General features: G+C 34.2%; 26 protein-coding genes, 1 tRNA gene and 1 pseudogene. 14 read left to right on the top strand and 14 right to left on the bottom strand.

Features of this window, described 5'->3' with window-relative positions; translation table 11 throughout:
• Nucleotides 1-7 precede the first annotated feature (7 nt).
• On the bottom strand, nucleotides 8-2,356 hold the full coding sequence (locus tag HS129_10340) for an MASE1 domain-containing protein (protein MBE7412437.1): 2,349 nt from the start codon (nucleotides 2,354-2,356) through the stop codon (nucleotides 8-10).
• A 170-nt stretch (nucleotides 2,357-2,526) separates the two neighbouring features.
• On the opposite strand from HS129_10340, the gene HS129_10335 reads away from it, so the two are divergent.
• Both HS129_10335 and HS129_10330 read left to right on the top strand, forming a co-directional pair.
• Nucleotides 2,527-2,928, top strand: coding sequence for a cytochrome c (locus HS129_10335; protein ID MBE7412436.1), 402 nt, complete (start codon nucleotides 2,527-2,529; stop codon nucleotides 2,926-2,928).
• A 97-nt stretch (nucleotides 2,929-3,025) separates the two neighbouring features.
• Entirely contained in the window at nucleotides 3,026-3,367 is a 342-nt protein-coding gene (locus tag HS129_10330; GenBank protein ID MBE7412435.1) for an STAS domain-containing protein, read from the top strand.
• On the opposite strand, the gene HS129_10325 is transcribed toward HS129_10330, so the two are convergent.
• The 3 genes from HS129_10325 to HS129_10315 are packed head-to-tail and all read right to left on the bottom strand — an operon-like array spanning nucleotide 3,368 to nucleotide 5,456.
• Nucleotides 3,368-4,159 (bottom strand): hypothetical protein, encoded by a 792-nt coding sequence (locus HS129_10325; protein MBE7412434.1) that lies wholly within the window; start codon nucleotides 4,157-4,159, stop codon nucleotides 3,368-3,370.
• Nucleotides 4,160-5,173, bottom strand: a complete 1,014-nt coding sequence (locus HS129_10320) for a hypothetical protein (protein MBE7412433.1) — start codon at nucleotides 5,171-5,173, stop codon at nucleotides 4,160-4,162.
• On the bottom strand, nucleotides 5,157-5,456 hold the full coding sequence (locus HS129_10315) for a hypothetical protein (GenBank protein MBE7412432.1): 300 nt from the start codon (nucleotides 5,454-5,456) through the stop codon (nucleotides 5,157-5,159). The genes HS129_10320 and HS129_10315 overlap by 17 nt, the downstream gene beginning before the upstream one ends.
• A gap of 125 nt (nucleotides 5,457-5,581) precedes the next feature.
• On the opposite strand from HS129_10315, the gene HS129_10310 reads away from it, so the two are divergent.
• The 10 genes from HS129_10310 (at nucleotide 5,582) to HS129_10265 (ending at nucleotide 14,321) form a co-directional block, all read left to right on the top strand.
• Complete coding sequence (locus tag HS129_10310; GenBank protein ID MBE7412431.1) at nucleotides 5,582-5,845, top strand: 30S ribosomal protein S20; 264 nt, start codon at nucleotides 5,582-5,584, stop codon at nucleotides 5,843-5,845.
• 6 nt (nucleotides 5,846-5,851) lie between these two features.
• A complete protein-coding gene (locus tag HS129_10305; protein MBE7412430.1) occupies nucleotides 5,852-6,160 on the top strand; it encodes an HU family DNA-binding protein in 309 nt (102 codons plus the stop codon).
• Nucleotides 6,151-6,223 (top strand) — tRNA-Val (locus HS129_10300). Before HS129_10305 ends, HS129_10300 begins: the two co-directional genes overlap by 10 nt.
• 59 nt (nucleotides 6,224-6,282) lie before the next feature.
• Nucleotides 6,283-7,665, top strand: coding sequence for a phosphoglucosamine mutase (gene glmM, locus HS129_10295; protein MBE7412429.1), 1,383 nt, complete (start codon nucleotides 6,283-6,285; stop codon nucleotides 7,663-7,665).
• A gap of 3 nt (nucleotides 7,666-7,668) precedes the next feature.
• Nucleotides 7,669-9,501, top strand: coding sequence for a glutamine--fructose-6-phosphate transaminase (isomerizing) (gene glmS / locus HS129_10290; GenBank protein MBE7412428.1), 1,833 nt, complete (start codon nucleotides 7,669-7,671; stop codon nucleotides 9,499-9,501).
• Nucleotides 9,498-10,538, top strand: coding sequence for a glucose-1-phosphate thymidylyltransferase (locus HS129_10285; protein MBE7412427.1), 1,041 nt, complete (start codon nucleotides 9,498-9,500; stop codon nucleotides 10,536-10,538). Before glmS ends, HS129_10285 begins: the two co-directional genes overlap by 4 nt.
• A gap of 9 nt (nucleotides 10,539-10,547) precedes the next feature.
• On the top strand, nucleotides 10,548-11,417 hold the full coding sequence (locus tag HS129_10280; GenBank protein ID MBE7412426.1) for an alpha/beta hydrolase: 870 nt from the start codon (nucleotides 10,548-10,550) through the stop codon (nucleotides 11,415-11,417).
• Between the two features lie 7 nt (nucleotides 11,418-11,424).
• Nucleotides 11,425-13,026, top strand: coding sequence for a methylcrotonoyl-CoA carboxylase (locus HS129_10275; GenBank protein MBE7412425.1), 1,602 nt, complete (start codon nucleotides 11,425-11,427; stop codon nucleotides 13,024-13,026).
• Nucleotides 13,027-13,074: 48 nt separating this feature from the next.
• The gene (locus HS129_10270; protein MBE7412424.1) at nucleotides 13,075-13,896 is read left to right on the top strand and encodes a hypothetical protein; all 822 of its coding nucleotides are present in this window, start codon (nucleotides 13,075-13,077) and stop codon (nucleotides 13,894-13,896) included.
• 86 nt (nucleotides 13,897-13,982) lie between these two features.
• Nucleotides 13,983-14,321: an STAS domain-containing protein gene (locus tag HS129_10265; protein ID MBE7412423.1), complete on the top strand. Its 339-nt coding sequence runs from the start codon at nucleotides 13,983-13,985 to the stop codon at nucleotides 14,319-14,321.
• Between the two features lie 40 nt (nucleotides 14,322-14,361).
• On the opposite strand, the gene HS129_10260 is transcribed toward HS129_10265, so the two are convergent.
• From HS129_10260 to HS129_10250, 3 genes are read right to left on the bottom strand one after another with little or no spacing between them, the layout of a single operon-like run.
• Nucleotides 14,362-15,210 (bottom strand): diaminopimelate epimerase, encoded by an 849-nt coding sequence (locus HS129_10260; protein MBE7412422.1) that lies wholly within the window; start codon nucleotides 15,208-15,210, stop codon nucleotides 14,362-14,364.
• 8 nt (nucleotides 15,211-15,218) lie between these two features.
• Complete coding sequence (locus HS129_10255) at nucleotides 15,219-16,397, bottom strand: hypothetical protein (protein ID MBE7412421.1); 1,179 nt, start codon at nucleotides 16,395-16,397, stop codon at nucleotides 15,219-15,221.
• 19 nt (nucleotides 16,398-16,416) lie between these two features.
• Nucleotides 16,417-18,030, bottom strand: a complete 1,614-nt coding sequence (locus tag HS129_10250) for a hypothetical protein (protein ID MBE7412420.1) — start codon at nucleotides 18,028-18,030, stop codon at nucleotides 16,417-16,419.
• Between the two features lie 84 nt (nucleotides 18,031-18,114).
• On the opposite strand from HS129_10250, the pseudogene HS129_10245 reads away from it, so the two are divergent.
• A pseudogene (locus HS129_10245) lies at nucleotides 18,115-19,569 on the top strand (M20/M25/M40 family metallo-hydrolase).
• A 10-nt stretch (nucleotides 19,570-19,579) separates the two neighbouring features.
• The gene (locus HS129_10240) at nucleotides 19,580-20,395 is read left to right on the top strand and encodes a hypothetical protein (GenBank protein ID MBE7412419.1); all 816 of its coding nucleotides are present in this window, start codon (nucleotides 19,580-19,582) and stop codon (nucleotides 20,393-20,395) included.
• A gap of 3 nt (nucleotides 20,396-20,398) precedes the next feature.
• On the opposite strand, the gene HS129_10235 is transcribed toward HS129_10240, so the two are convergent.
• Genes HS129_10235 through HS129_10205 form a run of 7 tightly spaced genes read right to left on the bottom strand, consistent with a single transcriptional unit; the run spans nucleotide 20,399 to nucleotide 25,961 of the window.
• The gene (locus tag HS129_10235; protein ID MBE7412418.1) at nucleotides 20,399-20,917 is read right to left on the bottom strand and encodes a flagellar basal body-associated FliL family protein; all 519 of its coding nucleotides are present in this window, start codon (nucleotides 20,915-20,917) and stop codon (nucleotides 20,399-20,401) included.
• A 9-nt stretch (nucleotides 20,918-20,926) separates the two neighbouring features.
• Nucleotides 20,927-21,754 carry a flagellar motor protein MotB gene (gene motB / locus HS129_10230; protein ID MBE7412417.1) on the bottom strand — a complete coding sequence of 276 codons (828 nt, stop codon included), beginning with the start codon at nucleotides 21,752-21,754 and terminating at the stop codon, nucleotides 20,927-20,929.
• 10 nt (nucleotides 21,755-21,764) lie between these two features.
• A complete protein-coding gene (locus HS129_10225) occupies nucleotides 21,765-22,547 on the bottom strand; it encodes a motility protein A (protein ID MBE7412416.1) in 783 nt (260 codons plus the stop codon).
• 10 nt (nucleotides 22,548-22,557) lie between these two features.
• Nucleotides 22,558-22,770 carry a flagellar FlbD family protein gene (locus HS129_10220; protein ID MBE7412415.1) on the bottom strand — a complete coding sequence of 71 codons (213 nt, stop codon included), beginning with the start codon at nucleotides 22,768-22,770 and terminating at the stop codon, nucleotides 22,558-22,560.
• A complete protein-coding gene (locus tag HS129_10215; GenBank protein MBE7412414.1) occupies nucleotides 22,721-23,863 on the bottom strand; it encodes a glycosyltransferase in 1,143 nt (380 codons plus the stop codon). Before HS129_10215 ends, HS129_10220 begins: the two co-directional genes overlap by 50 nt.
• On the bottom strand, nucleotides 23,860-24,744 hold the full coding sequence (locus tag HS129_10210) for an MCE family protein (protein ID MBE7412413.1): 885 nt from the start codon (nucleotides 24,742-24,744) through the stop codon (nucleotides 23,860-23,862). The genes HS129_10215 and HS129_10210 overlap by 4 nt, the downstream gene beginning before the upstream one ends.
• A gap of 8 nt (nucleotides 24,745-24,752) precedes the next feature.
• Nucleotides 24,753-25,961 carry an NADP-dependent isocitrate dehydrogenase gene (locus HS129_10205; protein MBE7412412.1) on the bottom strand — a complete coding sequence of 403 codons (1,209 nt, stop codon included), beginning with the start codon at nucleotides 25,959-25,961 and terminating at the stop codon, nucleotides 24,753-24,755.
• Between the last annotated feature and the right edge of the window lie 98 nt (nucleotides 25,962-26,059).

Raw genomic sequence — 26,059 nt, 5'->3', positions numbered from 1 at the left:
TTGTTTTTTAGAAATTAGACTGGACTTTATCATTTTCCGGTAACAATAAATAAAAAGTAGAGCCGTTTTCAGGAGAGCTTTTTGCCCAGATTTCTCCACCGTGTCTTTTGATAATTCTTTTTACTGTGGCAAGTCCGACTCCTACGCCTTCGTATTCCGAATTAGAATGGAGTCTTTGAAAAACATGAAATAATTTGTCTGAATACGCCATATCAAACCCTACGCCTTCGTCTTTCACAAAAAAGACTTTTTTCCCTTCAATATCTATTTTACCAAATTCAATTTTAATTACTTCATTTTTAGATGAGTACTTTACTGCATTTTCAAATAAATTTCTAAGAACGATTTTCATTAGTGGCTCATTTGCAATTGTGTATAAATTTTTTTCGATTGAAAAGTGTATGTTGAGATTTGCGTTTTCTTCGAGTATATCTTTCATAACCGATTCGGCTATATCGGAAATAGAAATCTTATTTTTATCTATAGAATATCTCAAGATTTTAGAAAAATTGAGTAAGGCAGAAATCATATTATTCATCTTTACGGTAGCTTGAACAATTCTATTTAGAGCGTGTTTCCCTTCCGGGCTGATTTCTTTTTCATGGTCTTCTTGTAAAATCTGACTAAATCCGGAAATGGCTCTGAGTGGAGCTCGCAAATCGTGTGATATGGAATAACTGAAAGACTCAAGCTCTTCATTAGCGGTTAAAAGTTCCTGAGTTCTTTCTTCTACTTTTTTTTCAAGATTCTGATTCAATTCTAAAATCTCATTTTCAATTCGCTTTCTGTCGGTTATATCTTGAATAATTGAATACAATAAAATTTCTTCGTTTACGGTTATTGGTCCTGTAAATACTTCTACATACCTTACTTCTTTTGATTTTAGTTTATGTTGGAAATAAAAAGTTTTTTGAATATGTATAGCCTCTTGCATTAAAGGTACGATTTGGTTAGGAGGTAGAATATTTATATCCCAAATCTTTAGTTCGCTGAATTCCTCTTTAGTATAACCATAAAATTTTATCGCTGCGTCATTAACTTCTAAAAATTTTCCTGTTTTAGGATCTATAACCCATTTTATTGCAGAGTTTATTTGAAACATCTGTTTGTATTTCTCTTCATTTTCGCGTAACGCATCTTCGGACTTTTTTAATTCAGTAATGTCTTGAGATACGACTAATATTTCGCTCACGGAATTGTTTTCATTGCTCAAAGGAGTAACATAAGTGATATAAGACCTGCCTTGAAATTTTGTATGGTAGGATAATTTTTCTCCCTTTAGCGATCTTCTAAAATAAGGGGCGTATTCATTATAGGATGACTCTGAAAGAAACTCTTTTAGATTTTTGTTTTGCAAAACATTAATGTCTGATTGTATATCTCTACCGGCATAAATTGTGTTGTTCAGATTTTTATCAAAGACCATAATAATTCCAGGAAAATTTTCAGCTAAGTTTTTGTGCATTTGCCAGTTTTTCTGCATGTCTTGAAATGATTTTTCTTTTTCATAAACAATGGCTGCAAAAATCAACCCTGTCCCTGCGAGCACGCTACTGAATAATTGAATTTTAAAAATTGTATATTTTAAGTTATTTTCTGATTGAAAGGGTGCGGGTAAGTTTTGAATAAAATACAAAGCTACAATGCTTACGATAAAAATAAAAATCGGAATTCCTCTAAATCCGAATCGATAGGTTGTGATAATTAAAAGCGGTAGCAGAAGAAAAGGAAAGGATAAAATATTTGAAAAAATCAAAATACTAAATCCGGCTACAAAGGTAAACAGAGCAAAAAATTCTAAGATTCTCCAAAATCTTGTTTTGATTATTTCTAATACATTATTTTCCGTGATCAGGAAAAATGGAGTGATGATTAATATCCCCATAGCATCCCCTGCCCACCAAACAGTGAATTCATTGTCCCAGCTTTCTATAGGGATACTTCCATAAAAATACATTCCAGTACTTCGGATTAAAGCACCAAGAATAGATGAGAGAACTACACCATAAATTAAAAAATACAGAACTCCTTTAGCTTGATAAAAAATTTGATTGAATGGTATAGATTTCTTGATCAACACATAGCCGAGTAACCCTTCCAATACATTTCCCGTGGAAATAAGGATGGATAGTCCTACTGGGAATTCTGTTAAGGAGAGTAAGAATGAGCCTAACCATACAATAGGGAAGGTTTTCCAGCCTGATGCGATAAAATACCCTAAGGCTAATCCAGAAGGAAACCAGATGGGTGTAATACTTTGGTGAATGGCAGAGTAAGCTAACCCAATTTTTCCACTCAAATAATAAATTGCAAAAAGAGCGAATAAGCGAAAAGCCTGATACCCTAACTGATTCATATAGAGAAAATAACTTGACCGTCTTCAAAAGCAAAACTTTTTTCAAAAGTAGTCTCGCTTTAGAGAAAAAATTAAAAAATTTATCTTTTTAGAATGAATAAAAATTCTACTATTCAAAAAAATGAGAGTATGAAAAAATTGTCGTAATATCAAATAGGAGTAGTTTATTTATGAAACTTCAAAAATTAGCGGTCGTAATTTCTATGGTTGCGGCTCTTATTTTTTCGCTAAATTGCGGAAAATCAGAAAAAAAAGAAGCAGATACTTCTGCAACTGAAGCACCGGTTGATCCTGCACTTCAAAAAGGGAAAGACCAATTTTCGATGAATTGTGCTTCTTGTCACGGTGACCATGGAGCAGGCGACGGTATTGCTGCGGCTTCTTTGAACCCAAAACCAAGAAACTTTAAAGCTCCGGCAGCAGATTGGAAAAATGGAAATACCGAAGAAGGAATTTTGAAAACTATCAATGAAGGAATTCCTGGAACCGGAATGGTATCATTCAAAAGTCTTGGAGCGGACAACGTAAAAGAAATTGCAAAATATGTAAGGCATTTAGCAACAGCAAAATAATTTACAAGTTTGCAAAGGCAAAAGTGCTTTAGTTTTTGCACTTTTGTCTTTTTATTTTGTATTGACTGTATAGTTATAAAAACTAATATAACAAATAATGATAGAAGATTTTAAAATTCAAGTTGATTCGGAAGGTGAAATCTATCCGATAATTCATATTTCCGGTGAAATTACATCTGAGGCGGACGAGGACATCGTAACTTCCTATTCTTCGATTCCTGACAGTAAAAGAAAGAAAGTAGTAATTAATTTTGAAAAGACATCTTATATTAATTCAGCAGGAATCGCAACTCTGATTAGTTTGATTTCCAGAGCGTCCGAGTCTCAAGGGAAAATAGAATTTGCCGGACTAAACCCTCATTTTAAAAAAGTGATGGATATTGTTGGGCTTACAGATTTTGTAATCATCCATGAAAGATTAGAAGAAGCTCTAAAGTAGCTATTTTAATCCAACAATTGCATCCATTCTAAAATCTACTATAATTCCTTTGATTTTAGCAAGAATCATATCTACTGCGGCTAAGGCTGTTTTCCCTTGAAAATTCTGAAATGAGTTTGGGTAATCTTTTTCATTGATTTGTAAAACATAGTTGGGACTAATTCTTTTCTTTTCAATACTATCTTTTAGATTCGTGGTGAGACTTTTTAGATTTAAAGAAATATCTTTTAGAATAGTTTGAGTATCTTTTTCGATTTTTGTGTTATTTCCGTTTGCATCCAAGAGTGATTTTATATGCTCGTTTATACCTACGGAGGGTAGTCCTTTTCTGGAATATCCAAATCTTTCTATGTTAGAAAGTGTATCACTGAATAAATTCATCTCTGGTGTTCCACGAAAAATTGCATACAAGGCAGGAACTTCTGAATTTACAAAATCCATAATAGCCCCATAAAAATATTTCATTTCTTTTTTTGCGAGAGGGTGGAATTCGATTCTTGGGTATTTTTGGAGCCTTTCTTCTATTTCGTCTAAAATGCGATTCAGAGTATCTCCTTTTAGTGCTTCTTTTTTAGCTTGCAATTCATTGTGTTTTTCTTTTAACTTTTCAAAAAATACAATTTCATCTTTTAGAAAATTTTCAATGTTCCCTTTTGCTTTTAATACTTGAGTGTACCTTTCTTCAAATGGAAGTGATTTGAATATAGTAGGATTTTCTTTTGAAAAGGTAGAATATTCAGATCTGAGCTTTTCTAATATTTTTTTTATTTCTATGGAATCCAGTGAAGACATTTAGGTTGAGCTCCGAATCTTCCATTGTTCGATTTTCATTAAAACAGAATCTATATCTTGTAACATAAATATTGCAGCATTTTTTGCGTCTGTAAACATTTGCTGTTCTTTGTATTGCAATTGCTTTAGGTGGTTGTCTGTTTTGGTATTCATAATATCTAAAATATTTTTTAATAATTTTTTTAATTTTTGATGAATCGGGAAAAGTAACTCTTGCATTTCCCATCGAGTGATGAGAGCCATGATCTCTTTGTCGCTTGTTGTTTTTGAAAGAATGTCTTTTTTTGTCTTGTCGTACTTAGAAGAATAGTAACCACTCGGTCTGGGATAGGAAGTAAGCTCTTTATAGAAGTTTATAATTTTATCCATGTTCTGAAAAATTTCAACTTCTATTTCACGAGAGAGATTGCCGATAATGTTTTGATTTTCAGACGGGTCTCCTGTAACTTCAAAAATTTTTGAATTCTTGAGGTTGTTTAACATTGCTGAAATTCGATCTTTGTTCTTTTCGAATTCTTTTATAATTTCAGATAAGAAATTTTTCTCTTCTATTTGAAAGTTCCCTTCTGTTCTAAAAGATTCGTTGTATTTTGAGCCGGGTGTTTCTTTTTTGTAATCAATGCTCAGATCAAAATCATGATCGTCGTCGCTTTCTGTATTCTCAACATCAGCTTCGTCTAAAACTTCTACATTTTCAGAGGTCACTTCTTCAGAATCAATAGACTTCTTTTCTGCCATGATTTCTTCCAAAGATCGGGTTTTTGATTTAATGAGTCCCTCAGTTTTTACGGCAGTTTCTTCTGATTTTGATTTTTCTGATGTAGGAGTTCCGGAGGATTTCATTTGAATTCGGACAACTTCTATTTTTCGATTTTCTTTATTGAATTTTAAAGCATAGCGATTATTGTCTTTATCGATGTATTTATTGTTCAATTGACCGATGGATAGTTTGGAAAGATCCAAGTCTTCGATAGAATCAATCGGAATATACTGTGTCTTAGGAGTTTGCATCATAGTGAAGATATTTTATATAATATTCAAAAATTAGCTGCCCAGCTATTAAATTTAAGTAATCCCCCTGATTTTTTGCAAGTTCATTTAGTTTTAAATATAGATTTTTTGACAAAAAGCACCTGTATTCTACGATCTCATCCGTGTTTAAATAAGACAAGTTATCTTCTAAATGAATAAAATAAGCAGCCTTAGAAAGAATTTCTGGTATAGAGTGTCCTTCTTTTTCTATCATGTCGCTTATATTTCTGTCCAAGGTTATTAAAATTGTATATCTTGTTTCCATATATATATAGGTAAAAAAAGTAAGAAAATTAATAATTTTTTTCAAAAAAGTGCATAAATAAAACGCTTGACTCATACTTTTGTTATTTTTGCATTGTATAATCAGGGAAAAACTGAGAGGAAAAGTTGGCTAATTTAAAATCATCTAAAAAAGACGCAAGAAAATCTGATAAAAGAAGAGAAAGAAACTCTATGAAGAAATCTGAAATCAGAACCTACGCTAAAAATATCTTAAAATTTATCAAAACAGGTAAAAAAGAAGAAGCATCCAAGCTATTTGTGAAATATTCTTCTGCAATAGATAAAGCAGCAAAGACAAATGTAGTGCATAAAAACAACGCAAGCAGAAATAAAAGCCGAATGGCAAAGAAAATTAATTCTTTAAAATAACATTCATTGGGAATCACTAAACTTTCGATTTGTAAAGAAATTTCAGAAAGAAATAGTATTCCCTTATCCTTAGTAGAAAATTCTGTAGATTCATTTCTTGAAATTCTTAAAAACAAAATCGCATCAGGGGAATCAATTCAAATCCGAGGGTTTGGCTCTTTTCGGAGAGTTCTTAAGAAAAAAAGAAATGTTTGGGATCCGATCCAAAGGATAACAAAAATTTCTGAAGAGAAATTCAAAATTCACTTTAAATCAGGAAAAGAGTGGACAGAATTGACCCATTCTCAATTAAGTCAAAAGAGTAAGGGCGATTAGCTCAGCTGGGAGAGCGCCTGCCTTACAAGCAGGATGTCGGCAGTTCAATCCTGTCATCGCCCATTTTTTTTAACCACTTACTCTCCACTAAATAGAATTGAAAATTCCAGAACATATCTTAAATTGGAAAAATATTGAGCATTTCAAATAAAAATACGAACCTTATGATTTCTATTTCTGGAATTCGAGGAACAATTCCCGAAGGATTGAATTTAGAAACAATATTTTTATATTCAAAGGCGTTTGCCGAGCACCTAAATTCAAAAACAGCAGTAATAGGGTTGGACGGCAGACCAAGCGGGCAATTTATAAAATCTATTTTAGAAGGGGTACTTCTTTCGCTCGGTAAAAATGTAATAGATTTAGGTATTGTGCCTACCCCGACAGTGAAATCTGTAATCAAAGAAACTCGTAGCGGTGGGGGGGTTATGGTGAGTGCTTCCCATAACCCGATTCATTGGAATGCGTTTAAATTAATCGGAAAGAATGGATTTTTTTATAATCAAAAAGAGTTAGATGAATTTTTGTCTATCGCAGGGAGTAATCCAAGTCCAAAACCATTGTTTCTTCCTGAATCAAATGTGTACAACGATAGCAAAAAATACATAGCTCTTCACTTGGAGTCTGTTTTAAAATGGATAGACATTGGCAGAATTCGGAAGAGAAAATTCAAGGTACTAATAGATTCTGTAAACGCCGGAGGAAGCATTGTAGTGCCGGCTTTACTCGAAAGATTGGGTTGTAAAGTCATTAAATTGAACTGTGAGCCTACAGGCAAGTTTGCAAGACCACCGGAGCCAACTCCAAAAGCACTCCAAGTCACCTCAAAAAAAATGAAGTCTTCCGGATGCGACATAGGATTTGCTTTGGATCCGGACGCAGATCGTTTGGTAGTCCTAACTCCCAAAAAAGGTGCAATTTCTGAAGAATACACGCTGCCTTTGAGTATATTATCGGTTATAGAAGATTCTCCAAAAAATGGAAAAATTGTAGTCAATCTATCTACAAGTTTCATTATTGAAGAAATTTTAAACAAATATGGGAAGAAATTGTTAAGATCGAAAGTAGGAGAAGCAAATGTAGTCGAAATGATGCAGAAAGAGAGGGCTTTTTTCGGTGGAGAGGGAAATGGAGGGGTGATTGACCCTAAAATTAGCTCTTTTGGTAGAGATTCACTGTCTGGGATCGCTCATATCTTGAATAGGCTTTCCATGAGTAGAGAAAAAATTGATGAAATAGTAGATTTTTTGCCAAAAATATATATGGAAAAAACCAGTTTTTCTTCTTCAGGCTGGGAAATTCGATCCTTATTTGATAAATTTAAAAGCTCATTTTCGCCAAATACAATAGATGAAAGAGATGGACTCAGAATGGAATTTTCTTCTTCTTGGATACATATTCGATCTTCCAATACTGAGCCGATTATTCGGGTAATAGCTGAAACAAAAAATGAAAACGATTTAAAACAAATTTTAGAAAAAGCAAAAGAGATTTCGGAAAAATAATATATGTGTGGAATAGTCGGTTACGCCGGAAATAAGAATATAGAGTCAGTATTAATTGTCGGGCTTGTTTGTTTAGAATATAGGGGTTATGATTCTGCGGGTATTGCAGCCTTTGAAAACGGAGAAATAGAAATCCGAAAAGAAAAAGGAAAGATTAAAGCCCTTGAAGCCATCCTGAAGGAAAAACCAGTTTTTGGAAATGTAGGGATTGGTCATACAAGGTGGGCTACTCATGGAGAGCCTTCTACAATCAACGCTCACCCCCATACCAATGCAAAGTCCTCAATTGCAGTTGTCCATAACGGAATAATTGAAAATTATCAGAAATTGAAAAATCAACTATTAGAAAAAGGTCACGTATTTCATAGCGATACAGATACAGAAATTATTCCCCATCTATTGGAAGAAGAATTAAAATCGGGGAAGTCTATTCAAGATGCTTTTTTGAATTTATTCAAAACTATCGAAGGGAAGTGGGCTATTGCAGCGATATTTGAAAAAGACCCGGATAAAGTATATTTTGCTCAAGACGGTGCACCTCTTTTATTAGGAAAGGGAGACAACGAATTTTTTCTTGCATCCGATGTTTCAGCTTTGATTAGAAATTCTGTCTATGTACATTTTTTAAATAAAAAAGAATGGGGCTTTTTCTCAAAAGATAAACTATCTTTGTTTGATTTTCAGGGAAATGAAATCCAGCCTAATTTTCAAAAGCAAGAAATCAAATGGGAAGAAATCGATAAAGGCGGTTATCCCCACTTTATGCTTAAGGAAATTTACGAACAACCTGCGGTATTCAGAAAGATTATCGAAAAAAGACTGAATGGTGGAGAAGGCTTACATTTTCCTGAATTAAAAATTTCCAACGAATTGCTTTCTAAAGTTTCACGATTTGTAATTCAAGCTGCGGGTACTAGTCTGCATTCAGGAATGATAGGAAAACATTATCTTGAGCATAATACAAGAATCCAGACTGATTCAGAAATGTCTTCAGAATTTGTGTATAGAAATCCTGTAGTGGAAGGAGACACAATGGTGATTGCAATTTCTCAATCGGGAGAAACTGCCGATACGTTAGCCGGAATCCACGAAGCAAAATCAAAATTTGTAAAAGTGATATCCTTTGTAAATAATAGTAATTCTACTATTGCAAGAGAGTCCGACGCATTTATTGATATTCTTGCCGGACCAGAAATCGGAGTCGCAAGTACGAAAGCATTCACTGCGCAAGTAATTCATTTCTTTTTGTTTTCTCTTTATGTTAGCCATATCAAGTGGATGACAAACGACGGCGAAAGAAAAGCCCTATTGGAAGAAATCAGACTGCTTCCTTCCAAAATGGAAACAATCTTGAGCCACGCACCGATAATCGAAAAATGGGCAGAAGATTTTGTGAATACAAAAGATTTTGTTTTTCTCGGAAGAACATACAACTACCCTGTTGCTTTGGAAGGTGCATTGAAACTAAAAGAAATTTCTTATATCCACGCATCCGGTCATGCCGGTGGAGAGTTGAAACATGGGCCTATTGCTTTAATCACGGGCGATGTTCCGGTAGTTTGCATTGCAATTCAATCTGAAATTTACCCTAAGATGCTTTCCAATATCCAAGAAATTAAAGCCAGATCCGGAAAAGTCATCTCCATTGTAACCGAAGGAGATGTGGAAGCAAGAAAACTTTCGGACTATACATTTGAAATTCCTTCTTGCAGTGAGATTTTAAGTCCACTGTTGACTGTTATTCCATTGCAACTGCTTTCTTATTATGTAGCTATCAAGAGAGGTTGCACTCCCGATCAACCAAGAAATTTAGCAAAAGCGGTAACAGTGGAATGAAATCAAAAATTGAGTCTATACTGATAAATGAAAAAAATATTCCCCAAGGACTCGAAGTTCCTACAAGAATACGATCGTTTAGCGAGATTCAAACCGGAGTCTATTCAACAATTCAGAGGTTGACAAAAAAATACCCGGGAGCAAAAATTTATTATTCCCATGAGAATCCGATTTTTATAAATTCTTTTCTTTCCAGAAATAGTTTTATACGCTTGTATGAAAATCAAAAAATAGATTTAGAAATTCAGCCTCAAGGTTTTTTGCCTTGGGAGTTAATTCGTCAAATTAGTAAGCAAATCGAAGAAGATATAGATTTATCTAAAGATATAAAAAAGTGGAATCGTAAACTAAAAATTAAATCGGAGCAGTTTTCTGTTGTTGGAAAGAAAAAGCACTTATACCTTCATCCAACTGCAAACGTTTATCCAAACGTGGTTTTTGATCTAACTTCAGGCCCTATTATAATTGATAAAGGGGTAACGATTACTTCTTTTTCTTTTTTAGAAGGGCCTCTATATATTTCGCCTAACGCACAAATTGATGGAGCGAGAATTACTGGAGGAACAATCATCGGGGATACTTGCAAGATTGGTGGTGAAGTGGAGAATTCTATTTTTGGTAATTTTTCCAACAAACACCACGAAGGTTTCGTGGGGCACTCTTTTATATCGAGTTGGGTGAACCTTGGCGCTTTGTCCACAACGAGTGATTTAAAAAACAACTATGGAACAATAAAAATTTGGTCTGGTTTAGAAAAAATTAATACTGGGACTATAAAATTCGGGTCTATCATCGGAGATTTTTCTAAAATCGCTATCGGGTGTATGTTAAATACCGGATCTGTAATAGATATCGGTTGCAATGTTGTTGCTCCAAGAGTTGAAGGTTATACAAAACCGTTTAGTTGGGTTGGTGGAAGCGAAAAATATCGTTTAGATTCATTTTTAAATGATGCGAAAAAAATCATGGCGAGAAGAGATAAATCGTTAAGCGAAAAAGAAGAAATACTTTTGAGAAATTTGTATGAAATTTTTTGATGTTTCGTAATGAGTGAAACTGTAAATTTACACCAAAGAAATGGTAAGTTCGTTGAAGTAGATGAGCTAAATGTTTTTACGATAGATCAAGGAGAAGGAGAAGTGATTGTACTTCTTCATGGCCTTTTTGGCACGTCTTATATATATCGAAAACTCATACCGATTTTGTCTGAAAAATATAGAGTGGTCGCTCCTGACCTACCGGGACTCGGATTTTCTGAAACACCTAAAGAAGTATATTCTCACAGATATTTTGCAAGATTTATCTTTCGATTCTTAGAAAAAATAACAGATGAAAAAGTTCATGTTGTAGCCCACGACTATGCAGGACCTATATCTTTTTTGCTGTTGAATGACCATCCTGAAAAAGTAAAATCTCTTTCTGTCATAAATACTTTTTTGAATTTGAAAAAATTTAGAATGTATTTTCCGGTTTCTGTTTTAAAGATTCCTTTTTTAGGGAATATGTTTTCTATGTTTTTAAACTCATTTACTTTGAGGTTATTGTTTAATCTTCGATTTGTTTCTAAACAAAAACCTATTAGTCGAGATACTGCAAAAGACTACGCATTTTTATTATTGAATGGTGTGTGCAGAAAAAATTTTGTAAAGATATGTCAATCTATCGACACTACAATCCATGCACAGCGTGATATGGAATCCGGGATCAAAAAAATGATTGGTGGAAGGCAGATCATAGCTGGAGAAAAAAATCCGATCATTGACCTTTCGGAAGTAGAGTATATAAAGCAAGTGATGCGCCTCGGTTTCTGTAATTTTATACAGGGAAGACATTTTTTATTGGAAGAATACCCAATCGAGTGTGCAGAAAAAATCGAAGTGTTAGTAAAAGCATTTTCAAAAAAAGGAAAAATTTAATTTAATTATGGAAATACTTCAATCTCAAGTTTCAGTCAATTCAAAAGAATACAAAGAAAATTATAATGACCTATTTGGAAAAGTTCAAGATATTAAAAAATTGATCGAAGTAGCAAGAATGGGTGGTGGAGAAAAACTTATAGCAAAACATAAAGAAAGAGGAAAGCTCATAGTAAGAGAAAGAATTCTATCTCTTCTTGATAGAGAGACTCCTTTTCTGGAATTTTCTTCACTTGCAGCAGAAGGAGTATATTCAGATAAGGTTCCGGCTGCGGGAATTGTTACCGGGATTGGTCGAATTTCCGGTATAGAGTGTGTAGTCGTAGCAAACGACGCTACAGTCAAGGGAGGAACGTATTATCCTTTGACAGTAAAGAAACATATACGCGCCCAAGAGATTGCTTTAGAGAATAACCTTCCTTGTGTGTATTTAGTAGATTCAGGGGGAGCTTTTCTGCCAATGCAAGACGAAGTTTTTCCTGATAAGGAGCACTTTGGCAGAATTTTTTACAATCAGGCAAAAATGTCATCAGTCGGAATCCCGCAGATTTCTGTAGTGATGGGCAGTTGTACTGCCGGTGGTGCGTACATTCCGGCTATGAGCGATGAGTCTGTTATTGTAAAAGGAAACGGTACTATATTTTTAGGTGGACCTCCATTAGTAAAGGCAGCTACAGGAGAGATCGTTACCCCTGAAGAATTAGGTGGCGCTGAAGTTCATTGCAGGATTAGCGGGGTCACGGACCACCTCGCAGAAAATGATAACCACGCAATTTCAATCACTAGGTCTATCATTGCAAACTTGAATAGAAAGAAAAATGAAGTAACCAATACTTATGAAGAGCCTTTGTATCCGGCAGATGAAATTTATGGAATCATCAGTAAAGATGTCCGTAAACCGTACAACGTAAAAGAGGTGATTGCAAGAATTGTAGATGGATCCAAGTTTCACGAATTCAAAAAATATTATGGAACTACTCTCGTTACCGGTTTTGCCAATATTTACGGTAAGCCTATTGGTATTATTGCCAACAATGGAGTGCTATTTTCTGAAAGTGCCTTAAAGGCAACACACTTTATAGAGCTTTGCAATCATAGAAAAGTTCCATTATTATTTTTACAAAATATCACTGGGTTTATGGTCGGTAAAAAATACGAGAATGGAGGGATTGCAAAAGATGGAGCTAAAATGGTAAACGCAGTTTCTACCTCTGTAGTTCCAAAATTTTCTGTAGTCATTGGAGGCTCTTACGGTGCCGGAAATTATGGGATGTGCGGTAGGGCTTTCGGTCCAAGGTTTTTGTGGATGTGGCCAAATTCCAGAATTTCAGTGATGGGAGGGGAGCAGGCAGCCAACGTACTTCTTACTGTAAAAATGGATCAGCTCGCAAAAGAAAAAAAAGAATTTACCGAAGAAGAAAAAGAAAATTTTAAAAAGCCAATCCTTACAGACTATGAAAATAAATCTTCTTGTATCTATAGTTCTGCTAGATTGTGGGACGATGGGATTTTAGACCCTAAAGAAACAAGACAAGCCCTTGGAATTGCGCTTTCTGTTTCAGAGAATCGCTCAATGGATGATCCGAGATTCGGTATTTTTAGAATGTAAAAAAAACCTTTACAAGATTTTTTAATAAATAAAAAATATCCATAAGCGATGAAGTATTTTTTTGAGAGTTTTGTATTTATATATTTTGTCTTTTCTTTGAGTATTTTTTCTGAAACTGTAATACTCAAAAATGGCAATATTATCAAAGCAAAAGTTGTTAATCAAAATCCAAAAGAAATCACAATAAAAAAAGAAAATGGGAGCACGCAAAATTACTCTAAAAATTCTATTTTAAAAATTGTTTACAAAGATATTGATGCAAACGAAGCCAAGAAAATCAAGGAAGAGGAAGAAAGAAAAATCTTAGAGAAGAACAAAAAACTCACAGATAAAAAAATTAGTGAAGAGCCTATAATTACCGAAAAAGAGTCAAAAAAAGAACAAACCCAGTATTCCAGAAGAAACATAATTTTCAGTTCGATGGTTCTTCCCGGCTGGGGGCAATACAAGGAAAATAGAAATATTTTTGCAATTGTATATCCTTCTGTTATTGGAGTGTTATTGTTTGGGGCGTATCAAAAAAACAGAGAGTATAGAAATGCGTCCAATGATTACAATTCATTGAATTCACCCTATTTTAGCCAAGCACCTTCATCGGCTACATTTTTGAATCCCGGCACTGCCTATATTTACAGCCATTCTTTCGATAGCCAAAAAGAGGCAGTAGAAAACCACCAAAAAGAGAGAAATATGTATTTATTCAGCGCAATTTTAGTTTATTTAATCAATATTGTTGATGCAGGCTATTTTTACAAAAATGACGCCACCCAAGGAATTTTATTCAATTATACTCCTTCTGTAAAAAAAGGGTTTTTAGGAGAGTCTATTTTTGAGTCTAAGACAAGTTTTGGGGTATTTTACAAATTTTAAATTTTTTTAAGAAAGGCGTTTTCTTGAGAGAATTGTATTTGCTTTTCTTTTAGGAAATAATATATTATATATTTGAAGCTCGAGCCATGGAAATAAACATTAGAGAAAATAACAGTGTTCAAATTATTAGCATTGCCGGTGAGGTAGATTTGTACAATGCTAAGGAATTGAAAGACTGCTTAGACCTTATGATCAAAGAGGAGAAATTTCAGGTTGTGATTGATCTGGCTAAGGTTCCTTTTATTGATTCTTCGGGAATTGGCACTTTAGTTACAGGTATGTATAGACTAAAAAAATACCACGGTGGGTTAAAGGTGATAAATATCACCGGGAGCGTTGCTAAGGTATTTAAACTTACTGGTATGGAGCAGCATTTAGAAGTGTGTAAGTCAGAGGAAGAAGCAGTTTCTGCCTTTGGGATCTAAGAAATTCTAAATACGTTGCAGTAAAATTTTGAACCACATCTTAGCTTAGCTCAATTTCTCCGGTGAATACTTCTTTCGCTGGCCCTTTCATAATTACGTTATTGGATTCTTTCCATTCAATCTCAAGGCTGCCTCCTCGTAAATCAATCTGCACCCTTCTGCCCGATCTATTAGTTAAAAATCCTGCAACCGCCACAGCACAAGCCCCAGTCCCACAAGCCAATGTTTCTCCGGCTCCTCTTTCCCAAGTTCTTTGGTATAAGTGATCTTTCCCTTTAACAGTTACAAATTCTACATTGGTTCTTCTTGGAAACATGGAATGGTTTTCAATCAATCTACCAATTTCAGCTACCGGAAATTTATCGGAGTCTTCTACAAAAATCACAGCGTGTGGGTTTCCTATGCTTACAGCCGTAAAACGTAGGTCGAAGCTATTTATGGAAATTTCTCTTTCTATAATTGGGTCTTTGCCTGTTAGGTTGACTGGAATTTCAGAAGGAGTTAAAATTGGAGAGCCCATATCCACGGTTACACTTTTCACTTTTTTATCAGTGTTTAAAGAAAGCTCTAATTCGAGTATTCCTTTTCCAGTTTCAATTTTCGGGTTTGTTTTATTGGTTAGTTTTTTATCAAACACATATTTACCTACACAGCGAATTCCATTTCCACACATCTCTGATGAAGAGCCATCCGAATTGTACATATCCATAAGGAAGTCTGCATTAGATGAATTCCTGATAAAAATTACTCCGTCACTTCCAATTCCAAAATTTCTATCGGATAGAAATTGTATTTCTTTCGGTGTGAGTTGAATGTCTTCTTTTGTTGCATCAATATACACATAATCATTACCGATGCCTTCCATTTTTGTGAAAAAGATTTTTTTCATTATTGCTCCTAAATTGTTGTCCCTATAAGTTTTGCTGCATAAGTAGAAAGAAGAGAAATTCCTTCAGGAATATTGCAAGTATAAATCTTAATTCCTACGATAAGCCCATCTTCCGGAGTTTTTCCTTTTTTGATATTACGGATGCTTCCAAAAAATTCATAGTTGATAGAGTTGATTTGAATAGTAAAAGTAATTTTTGAGCCAACTACGAGAAGAGAAGAGTTTTGCACTGAGGAGAAATGCAGCCCAATACCTCTACCGTCTTGGCTTATATCAATGATATCATCTTTATTTGAAATGAATTTCCACTCTTTTACATAAGCAAGCTCTAACTCATAAGTAAATTCTTCTAACTTTGCTTCAAGAAAACTGATTAAAATCCCTATACCGTTGGGAGATTCAATTTCCTCTTGAAGAATTGTATTTCCGAGATTGGGGAGGTTGCTTTGAAGTTCCACGTAACCAACGATTGCGTTTTCCCCACCATAAAATGGAACGATAAGAGTGGATTTGATATTCCCATAAAGAAAAGATTTTAACATCGCATCAATTTCTCGATCTTTTAGTTTTCCGACCGGGTTATAAAAAGACCTTTCTGTATAGAATTTTTTTTGATAGGAGTCTCGAATAAAAAAAGGAGACTTTGCTTCACCAATGCTATCAATCAAAGGTGAATCAGAAGCATAAAAAAAGCCAATGTTTACTTTTTTAATAAAGTAACCGTATTGATTCAAAGTATGTTCGAGCATTAATTGGAATTGATTTATGGTTTGAGTGATGATAGAGGTCTTTCCGTAAAGAGAAAGAACCATAGTCAAATCAACTTGAGGAGAAACGTGGGTATTCCATATATTGATATTTTTAATTGCAGCTCTTTCAGCAGATCTTTCTAAAGGCTCAATGATCAATTCTGAAACAGAAAATAAATCATCTTGGTAAGGGTTTACCTGTTTAATTCTCAATTCAGCTTTGTTTTCCTTTAAAATACAAACTAAGATTTGAGGTTTTCCGATTTCACCTTCTTCTGGTGCGATAGTAATATTCACTGAATTTAAAATATCTTTTTCGCCTGAGATATTCGTAATAGAATAGTGTTTGTTGTTTGTAGGGGATTGGAGAGTTTTATCTTTTAACTTACTCAATGCTCCCAGAATACTTTTTTGGTCTGTTAATCTATACTTCTTCAATGATAGGATTCCTTTTCAATTATTGGATTAAAAAAATACTTGCGTTTGTATATTTTCCTGACATAGTTTTTTCTTTATAAAAACTTTTCTCTAAAATTTTTAGATAAGATTCTTTTTTAAAATCAATATTTTCTATATGCGCTTTATCAGAATCATCTATAGTTAAAAACCGAAAAAGGAAAAATAGAAAATTCTTGTATATTTTTTTAGACTCTTCTTTTTTTTGGAAAAGTTTTTCTTTATTCGCTTCAATAGATTCAAAGAATATGATTCTTTTTTTATCTTTTTTTAGTTTTATTTTTGAGATTAAGTCAACTAAGCTATCCTTATCTTTGGGAATAAGATAAATTGAGTAGAAGTATTCTGTTCCAATCATTGTGGACATAAATGTGGAGGAAAAAATTTTATAGTCATTTTTATATGGTGTGAATTCTTTTTGGTATTCTTTTAGTTGTCGGTTGGCATTTTTTGTAAATGTAAAACCAAGCAGGCTTATAAATATAGAATATACACATAATAGAATTGTTATAGTAGAAAATAATTTTTTCGTAATATTTTTTTGGAATTGGATATGTTTAAAAATCTCATCTAAAACTATTACACTCGGTAGAATTGCCAGGGCTAAATATCTAGACCCCCAGCTCACTACCCCGTCGTTTGGGGCAGAAAGTAAAACGAGAATAATAAAAAATATAATTGTACAGTTAAGAATTTTTATTTTTTCAGAGAAATTTTTAAAAATAGATAATACTGGGTTTACTAATATAAGTAAGAACAGTGGTGTGTATCCAAAAAATCCAAGTTTTAAGTGTCCGGCAAAAGCAATCGTGAAGGCTTGGGTGAGTTTACTCGACATGGTACCAGATAAAAATTCCCCTTGGTTTGCAATGTATCTGGGTCCTAAGAAGTGGGAGTAGTTCCATTGGTTAAATAAAAAAAATAAAAAAAGAACTAAAGTAAACCCAGATATAAAAAATAATCTTTCAACTTTCAATGTTTTATTTTCAAAGCCTTTTAAAAATATCCATGCTCCTATAAGACTAACAAAAAAAAGTAATGCTTCTAGCCTAAGCCAAACAGCGCTACCCATTATACACCCGGATAAAAATAAAATACTTAGTTTATGTTTAGAACTTTCGTAATGAAATAAAATTGTAATTGCTACAAATGGGAGAAAGACCAACAATAAATTTTCGTTAAATTCTATTCCATAAAATAGAAAGTTTGTGCATACTGCCGTAAATAGAATAAACTTTAAACTAACATTCCAATATTTATATAATAAAAAAAGAGAAACAATCGCAAATAGGTAAGAATTTCCGGGTAAAAAGTAGTAGGGAAGAATTTTTAATAGTAATGCGTTTATAAACGAAAAAAATATAGGGTATTGTCCGATATGTCTATCGTTTTGTTTTATAAGATATACTCCTTGGAAAGGATAGGAATTAAAATCCGGGTCAATATCTCTTGCAGGGTAGAAAATTTCTTCGCTTTTGAAATTGTTCTCCAGTAGAGATTTTGATTGGATTAGCTTATTTAGTCCATCCCCAGTAAATACAAATCTCGGGTCTATTTTAACCAAAAAATATATTGGAATAAAACAAATAAATACTCCAAGAAAAACTTTTTTCATAATCCTCGATATAATTCCAGTGTATAGTTTAAAATGCAAACTACCCTAAAAAATACTTGCGTTTCTTTTTTTAAATAATATAGTATGTGAATGACTAAAAAAATATCAATTACTCTTATTTCAATATTTTTAATTTTAATTCTATACATTTCCTTCAGTTACGAATATGGGATTTCAATTGCAAAGGAAGGCTCATACCCTCTTCCAAAAGACTCGATCGATTGGAAATTAATTTCTGATACGGCAGCAAAAGATTTACAAGGGTATATCAAAATCCGCTCAATTCGCGGGAATGAAAAAGAAGCCTGTCTATATTTGCAAAAAATTCTAAAACGAGAAGGGATTTCTTCTAAAATAATAGAATACCCGGGCGACCCATTGAGAGCCAACTTAATCGCAGAACTACCCGGTGAATTGAATGAAGGTGGGGTGATTCTTGCCAATCATACAGATGTAGTTGAAGCAAATTCTAAAGAGTGGGAAAGGGATCCTTTTTCGGGCGACATAGCAAACGGGAGAGTATTCGGGCGTGGTGCTGTTGATATGAAAGGAATGGGGATCATGCAGTTACACGCATTTATCCAAATTAAGAAAAAAAATATTAAACTCAAAAGAAAGCTGATGTTTCTTGCAATGGCAGATGAAGAAACTGGGAGTAAGCAAGGAGCAAAATTTTTAGTAGAAAGACATCCTGAAATTTTTAAAGGCTATGAATATGTTTTGAACGAAGGTGGAGTTGGTACTAAAGATGTGGCTATTCCCGGATCTAAGATTTTTAATCTGCAATACGCAGAAAAAGGGATTTTATGGATTAGAGTTATTTCAACCGGTACTTCGGGTCATGGTAGTACACCTCCAACAAACTACGCTACATTGGATTTGATGAAGTTTTTATTCGATTTGCAAGAAATGGAGACTTCGGTTACAATCACGGATGAGACTTCTAAATTTTTTTATCAGATGGGTGAAGCAAGCAAATTCCCTAATTCTTTTTTCTTAAAAAGAGCTCATAACCCAATTGTGAAAAAGATTTTAGCAGGGATAATAAAGGGAAACCGTCACCTTAGAGCCATGACATCTAATACAAGGAGCATAACCTCCCTAAGCACAGAAAAAGCAGGACCCAATGTAATAACGGACAAGGCAGAAGCGGTAGTAGATATTCGTCTTCTCCCCGGAATAACACCGGAAAACTATTTAGAGAAAATACAAGAATTGGCTAAAGGGAGAAATATTACAATTGAGGTTATCAGTAAACAGCCACCTACTTCTTCCGATCTAAACGGTGAGCTATTTCAGATTCTTTCCTCTGTCGCAATGAAAAATGAAACTGGGGCAGTAATTACTCCTTTTCTTTCTCCTGGTGCAACTGATTCTCATTTTTTAAGAAAGTTAGGTTTAAAGTGCTATGGGCTAATACCTGCGATAATGACTGCAGAAGATATAGATGGAATGCATGGGAAAAATGAAAGTATATCTATTCAAAATTTGCAACTTGGAATGAAAGTTATATATGAGATGATCTACGGAATGAATTGAGCTTCTTTTCATGGTATTCGTTTCGGTTGCTTTAAGGTCTGAGGCAGAACCGATTATCGAAAATTTTCAATTAAAATTAGAAGATACGAAAAATAGATTTTCTATTTATTCAAGTGATCGGATAAAATTAATTATCACCGGTGTAGGTAAAATTAATTCAGCGATAGGTACTGCGATTTTATTAAATAAATTCAAAATAAGCTCGAATGATTTCATATTCAATATTGGGATTTGTGGGTCAAACGATCTAAGTAAATCTATCGGAGATATTTTTTTAGTCCATAAAGTTACAGACTTGGCAACAAAAAAAGATTACTATCCTGATGTATTCCAAAGTTCGTTTAGAGAGATTTCTATTGTAACCTCAGATACTCCTGTCTTTGATTCTTCTATTTTCAAAGAGAAGGTATTTGTTGATATGGAGTCTTCCGGATTTTTTGAGGCATCTTCAGTTTTTTTCGGACCGGACAGAATCTTTATTATTAAAATATTATCAGATTTTTTGGAAAAAAATTCTATTACCAAAAATTTGATCAGGAGGTTAGTCAAAGAAAATGTACTAAAAATTGAAGATTTTTTGAATCGTAGAGTTTTGAGTAGCAAAACCAATCCTACTGAGGAAAGCAATCTACTGTCAAAAAAAATTTCTGAAAATTTTCAATTTACAAAAACTCAATCTATTCAGTTGAATAAAAAAATCATTTCTTACAACGTCAGAAATAAAAAACTCCCGGGATTTTTAAACAAATACATTGATAAAAAAACCGGAAGTAAGCAAGAAGGAAAAACCTTACTTAAAGAAATTTTTTCAGCTTTGGAAGAATAACCCTTAATTGATGATAAATTCTTGAAAGTAAACTTCTTTGATCTTGCCATTTGTCAAGATATGATTGATATGAGCTTTTATTTCTTCTCGTAAATCAAGCTGTTGAACCACTGTTCTTAAATCTTCTTTAGTCTTTCTGGAAATTATCAGATTAATGATATTTTGCATTTGTGGCATCCTTTCTGCAAGCTCGCCTCCGAGTGCTGCTTGCCCTTTGTCGTAACCAAAAGAAAGTTTCAATTTAATAAAATGAGATTCTCCGACATCGGCAGTATTTATTCTAAATTCATCTGTAAATCTAAATACGTCGAGTGGGGGAGGGGCTTTCACTAATGCTATATTTTTTTGTTGTTTAAATACACTGGTTGCAGTTTTTTGAGCTACAAACATAGCTATTACAACAACAATAATTATTCCAAATATGGCTCCTGCGATATACAATAGCCATTTAATAATCGGTGAACTTCCAGTCGCTTCAGCCGCCGGGGCACTGCCTTCATCATCTATTTCTGCATCACCCATATTTTTCTCCTATTCTTCCTCTGTTGTAGTTTCGGTGTTTGAGATTTTGCTTTTAGGGAGTCCGAATTTGCTCTCTGACGTTTTCCTCTTAACCGATCTCTCTGTTAAAATTACTATATCAATTCTTCTGTTATACGCTTTTGCTTCTGGGCTGCCAGGATCTTCTACTATCATGGGTCGATATGAGCCGAAACTTACTGCTTGAAACCAGCTTGGATCTAACTTCCCATAATTAATAAGATACACTGTGGAATTGATTGCTCTCGCACCGGCAAGGTCCCAGTTATTCAAATAAATTCTTTCTTCTCTTCCGGGATTTGTACCGGGTAGGACTGCGTCTTCGTCACTATGTCCTTCGACTCTTACAAATCTTTCTAATTCTTTCATTAACCCGGACGCTTTCTTTAAAGTTTCTTTTATTTCTGGTAATAAAATAGCCGACCCGGGATCAAAATAGTCAGCCCCAGCTAAAGAAATCACAAGCCCTCTCTCGTCTTCAGAAACCCTAACTTTCCCTGCACGAATTTCTGGTTTAAATAATTCTGTTGCAGTTCTTTTTGCTTTGGAAAGAGCCTTTCCTCTTGTTTGTGAAGGAAGGGATTCAATATTCATTCCAAATTCTTCTAAGGTACCTTTGGATAGAGTTTGTCCTCCGTCAAAAAACCCGGTTGTTGACTTGAACACAGATAAAATAATCTGCATTTCACGTGCGTTAGTTTTACCTGTGGTGTATAACATAATAAAAAAACATAGAAGTAGAGTGACCATATCCCCATAGGTAAGCATATACTCCGCTACTTTTTGAATACATTCTGGACACTTTTGTTGTTTTGCCATCTATGCTTTCCTATTTTTCATCATCTTTCAAGGCTCCTCTTTCGGAAGGAGAGAGGAAGCTGGAAAGTTTTTCTTTTACAATCCTAGGGTTGTCCCCGGATTGGATGGACAATGTGCCTTCTATCATAATTTGTTTCATGGATAATTCGTCTTCACTTCTCATCATGAGTTTTTTTACCATTGGGATAGCGAGCAGGTTGGATATAAAAGATCCGTAAAGCGTGGTAATAAGAGCAGCAGCCATACCGATACCGATTGCACTCGAATCTCCAGAGCCCATGTTTTTCAACATACCGATAAGTCCGATAAGAGTTCCAAGCATTCCAAATCCGGGAGCAAGACCACCTAGGGAATCCCACCAGTTCCTACCCGAGGAGTGTCTCGAGGCAATATTCGACATTTCAGTTTCCATGATATTTCTCACTAATTCAGGGTCTGTTCCGTCCACTACAAGTTGAATTCCTTTACGAAGAAATTCATCGGGCAACTCAGAAACATCATCTTCGAGTGCAAGTAGTCCTTCTCTTCTTGCTTTTTCTGAAAAAGAAACAAGAGTAGTAATAAGTCCGGGTATATCGAATTTTGGTTCGGAGAATGCTTTTTTCGATACATTTACAATATTCATTGTATTTGACCAAGAAGTAGAAATAACTGTTGCAGCAATACCACCACCAAATGTAATCAAAATCGAAGGAATATCCAAAATCGACATCGGATTTAAACCCGCTGTTATAGTTCCAAGTAGTAGTACTGTCAAACCAAACGCTAAACCAATGATTGTAGCTATATCCATAATTTAACCATTATCCCTTTTTTTCTGTTCCATTAAAAGGAAATTGAAATATCTTTTTTTTATATTCTATAACCTTATCTATGACTTCAGATATAGTTTCTCGTACTATATATCTTTTGTCATTTACGAGTACGATTACAGTATCGGGGGTTGATTCTAATGATTCAATCTGACTAGCGTTTATTACTACTTCGCTTTTGTTTAACCTGTGGACTACGATCAAAACTTATATTACCCCTAAGTACTTCATCGACCGTATTTTTCATTTCAATTATGAATTTTTCTTCGGTAAATCTTTCAATATTCTTTTGGAAATCCTCCGGATTGTACCGAATTTTCTCTGAAACCATTATAGCCTCGTTCAAATCTCCAATATTCTGATTTTGAAAGAAAACACCTGTCTTTTTGTCATTGACAGTCTCTAAAACCCCACCTTTGCCGTAGGCTATTACAGGGGTACAAAATTTTTGTGCTTCTACAGGGGTAATCCCAAAGTCCTCTAACCCCGGAAAAATAAACCCTCTTGCTCTTTTATAATACTCTTCTATTTCAGTTTTAGAGACACCTGATAGAAAGGTTATATTCTTAGGAGCACTTTTTTTAAGAATTCCCTCGTCTTGCCCGCTTCCAATGATTACTAACTTTTTTCCATTGATACGAAAAGATTCTATTGCGAGATCAATTCTTTTGTAGGGAGCAAAGGCAGAAACAATTAGGTAATAATCCTCTTTTTTTTCATTGATTATTTTGGTACCAGTTTCCAAACACGGCGGGTAGATTACATTAGAGTCTTTGGAATAGTATTTCTTCACTCTTTTTGCTACAAATTTAGAATTGCACACATATTTATCTACCCTTTGAGCACTGGTTACGTCCCATATTCTTAAGTAGTTAGAGATGAACTGAATCAAGAAATTTTTTATCCCGGATTTTTTCGGAAAATACTCGTAGTACATATCCCAAACGTAACGCATGGGTGAATGGATATAAGAAATGTGCGTTGAATCCGGAGGGGAGATTATTCCTTTTGCTACACAATGAGAGCTGGAAAGAATTAGATCAAATCCTCTTAAATCAAACGTTTCTATGGCAGTTGGGAATAGAGGCAGATAATTTCTATACTTAGATTTTTTAAATGGGAGTTTATCTGTAAATGCAGTATGGATTTTTCGATTTTCGATTAGAGGGCTTAGGCTGCCCTTTGAATAGAAGAGTGTAAAAAGTTCAGAATTTGGAAAAATTTTTAAAATAGACTCAAGTACTTTTTCTCCTCCCCGCATCCCTGTTAGCCAATCGTGAATGACCGCAACTTTCATAAGCCAAGTAGTTTTGATTTGTAATATAGTTCAAGATTTTTTTGACTTTGTGGTTTTACAACATAAAGCCTATCAGAAATTCTACCGATTGTAGTATTTCTTTTATAAAGATTGATTGCAAAAGGTGCAGGGATAATATTGGACTCTCTAAGTGATTCTTGGGTTCTTCTTAAATCTTTTCCAAATATGCTCAGGTCGCTTGCTGTTTCGGCTAACGCATCATAAACTATATCGTTATTGATGAATTGTGGGAGAGTCCCGTTTCCGTATTGAAGTTTTGTTGAAACTTCGGTTAGATTCTCTACTGCAATTTTAATCTCTGGACGGTTGTCCTCTATTAGTCTTGCAGAAGATGCAAAAAAATCGTCATAGTAACTTGCCGATGGAGAAAAGTCAGGAATTTTTTCTCCTGTTCTAAAACTTGGTTGAAAATAGGTAGAAGATTCGCCTTCATAAGATCCGGGGTCTATTTCGATTGTTCTTCCAGAAAACATTGTAGTATTCTTAAATCGAATTTTGTAATTATTCCATAAAGTCAAAGGCTCTGAAATTTTCAGAACCAATTCTATTGCATCGCTTTTCCCATATTCTAAAAATCTTTTATCAGGGACATCATTTGCAGAGATTTCTTGAAAACTATTCACCATTCCAAATAAAATACCATTTAGATAAACTTCTGTACCTTTTCGGATCCCGTCTATCTTTGAGTAGTATAGTTTGAGCTTGTAAGGGTATTTGGAATCTATATCAACTTGTTTGATAATCGTGAAATAAAAACTTACAAGCATAAATGCCGTAAATCCAAGTCCTACTATTGCATTAGAAGAAAATTTCATCATATAGAATATCGGAATAGCCACCCCAATTTCTTGAAGTGGCAAAAATTTTCTTAAATTAGTTTGTTCAATCTTGTTTGAACTGCTTCCATAAACTGAAAAGTATCTAATTCTTTTTTATTCGCGCTTGTAGTTAGTAGGATTAGATCTTTTGTCATCTCGCCAGATTCAATCGTATCTAAAACAGCTTTTTCTAAATTTTGTGCAAAACTTGTAACCTCAGGTATTCCGTCTAACTCTCCTCTTTTAGCGAGAGCTCCTGTCCAAGCAAAAATAGAAGCAACTGAATTTGTAGATGTCGTTTCTCCTTTTTGGTATTTACGGAAGTGCCTAGTAACCGTTCCGTGTGCAGCTTCGTATTCAAATTTTCCGTCAGGAGAAACTAATACACTAGTCATTAAGCCAAGTGATCCAAATCCGGATGCTACCATATCACTCATAACGTCCCCGTCGTAATTCATCAAAGCCCAGAGCATTCCTCCCTCGTGCTTTATGATTTGAGCGACTGCATCATCAATTAGAAAATAGCTATAGTCAATTTTAGCGTTTTCAAGTTCAGATTTTTTGGAAACTGCCATCTCATCAAAAATTTTTCTAAATTTAGCGTGGTATTTTTTAGAAATTGTATCTTTGGTTGCAAACCAAATATTTACTTTCTCTGATAGAGCATAATTAAAACAAGCTTTAGCAAAACTTTCAATGGATTTATCTATATTGTGCATCCCCATCACTACACCCGGAGTTTTAAAATCTTGAATAGTTACTCTTGCTTTTTCTGCACCAGAAGAATTTGTAAATACTATTTCTGCCTTCCCCGGCTCGTCGATGATTAGTTCTGTATTTTTGTAAATATCTCCATAAGCGTGCCTTCCTATGATGATGGGTTTTTTCCATGACTTGACTGCAGCAGGAATATTGTTTACAATAATTGGTTTACGAAAAACCGTCCCGTCTAAGATAGACCGAATTGTTCCATTCGGAGAAGGCCATTCCTTTTTCAAGGAATATTCTTTTACTCTGTCTGCATTTGGAGTAATAGTTGCACATTTTACACCTACTCCATACTTAATAATCGCATTGGCTGAGTCTACTGTAACTTTATCTTCTGTCTTGTCACGATAGGTAACCGACAAATCATAATAATCTAACTGAATGTCGAGATAGGGCGAAATGAATCTGTCTTTGATTTCTTTCCAGATTACTCTTGTCATTTCGTCTCCGTCTAATTCTACTAATGGGGTTTTTACTTTAATTTTACTCATGTTGTTCTCCTCTATTGATATGAATTTTAAAAATATTTACGTTTGTTTCCTATTTTATCTCTTTTTTGATAGTTTTCTGAACTATATAATTTAGTAAA

The sequence above is a fragment of the Leptospiraceae bacterium genome, assembly GCA_015075105.1.
Lineage (GTDB): Bacteria > Spirochaetota > Leptospiria > Leptospirales > Leptospiraceae > JABWCC01.
This window is presented reverse-complemented; position numbering and strand designations above follow the sequence as displayed.

Coding starts and splice junctions, on each gene's coding strand:
- glmS (MBE7412428.1), top strand. CDS start 7,669: ATGTGTGGAATAGTCGGTTACGCCGGAAATAAGAATATAGAGTCAGTA.
- HS129_10270 (MBE7412424.1), top strand. CDS start 13,075: ATGAAGTATTTTTTTGAGAGTTTTGTATTTATATATTTTGTCTTTTCT.
- HS129_10335 (MBE7412436.1), top strand. CDS start 2,527: ATGAAACTTCAAAAATTAGCGGTCGTAATTTCTATGGTTGCGGCTCTT.
- HS129_10280 (MBE7412426.1), top strand. CDS start 10,548: ATGAGTGAAACTGTAAATTTACACCAAAGAAATGGTAAGTTCGTTGAA.
- HS129_10215 (MBE7412414.1), bottom strand. CDS start 23,863: ATGAAAGTTGCGGTCATTCACGATTGGCTAACAGGGATGCGGGGAGGA.
- HS129_10330 (MBE7412435.1), top strand. CDS start 3,026: ATGATAGAAGATTTTAAAATTCAAGTTGATTCGGAAGGTGAAATCTAT.
- HS129_10260 (MBE7412422.1), bottom strand. CDS start 15,210: ATGAAAAAAATCTTTTTCACAAAAATGGAAGGCATCGGTAATGATTAT.
- HS129_10265 (MBE7412423.1), top strand. CDS start 13,983: ATGGAAATAAACATTAGAGAAAATAACAGTGTTCAAATTATTAGCATT.
- HS129_10240 (MBE7412419.1), top strand. CDS start 19,580: ATGGTATTCGTTTCGGTTGCTTTAAGGTCTGAGGCAGAACCGATTATC.
- HS129_10340 (MBE7412437.1), bottom strand. CDS start 2,356: ATGAATCAGTTAGGGTATCAGGCTTTTCGCTTATTCGCTCTTTTTGCA.
- HS129_10285 (MBE7412427.1), top strand. CDS start 9,498: ATGAAATCAAAAATTGAGTCTATACTGATAAATGAAAAAAATATTCCC.
- motB (MBE7412417.1), bottom strand. CDS start 21,754: ATGGCAAAACAACAAAAGTGTCCAGAATGTATTCAAAAAGTAGCGGAG.
- HS129_10320 (MBE7412433.1), bottom strand. CDS start 5,173: ATGATGCAAACTCCTAAGACACAGTATATTCCGATTGATTCTATCGAA.
- HS129_10235 (MBE7412418.1), bottom strand. CDS start 20,917: ATGGGTGATGCAGAAATAGATGATGAAGGCAGTGCCCCGGCGGCTGAA.
- HS129_10275 (MBE7412425.1), top strand. CDS start 11,425: ATGGAAATACTTCAATCTCAAGTTTCAGTCAATTCAAAAGAATACAAA.
- HS129_10325 (MBE7412434.1), bottom strand. CDS start 4,159: ATGTCTTCACTGGATTCCATAGAAATAAAAAAAATATTAGAAAAGCTC.
- HS129_10315 (MBE7412432.1), bottom strand. CDS start 5,456: ATGGAAACAAGATATACAATTTTAATAACCTTGGACAGAAATATAAGC.
- HS129_10250 (MBE7412420.1), bottom strand. CDS start 18,030: ATGAAAAAAGTTTTTCTTGGAGTATTTATTTGTTTTATTCCAATATAT.
- HS129_10225 (MBE7412416.1), bottom strand. CDS start 22,547: ATGGATATAGCTACAATCATTGGTTTAGCGTTTGGTTTGACAGTACTA.
- HS129_10205 (MBE7412412.1), bottom strand. CDS start 25,961: ATGAGTAAAATTAAAGTAAAAACCCCATTAGTAGAATTAGACGGAGAC.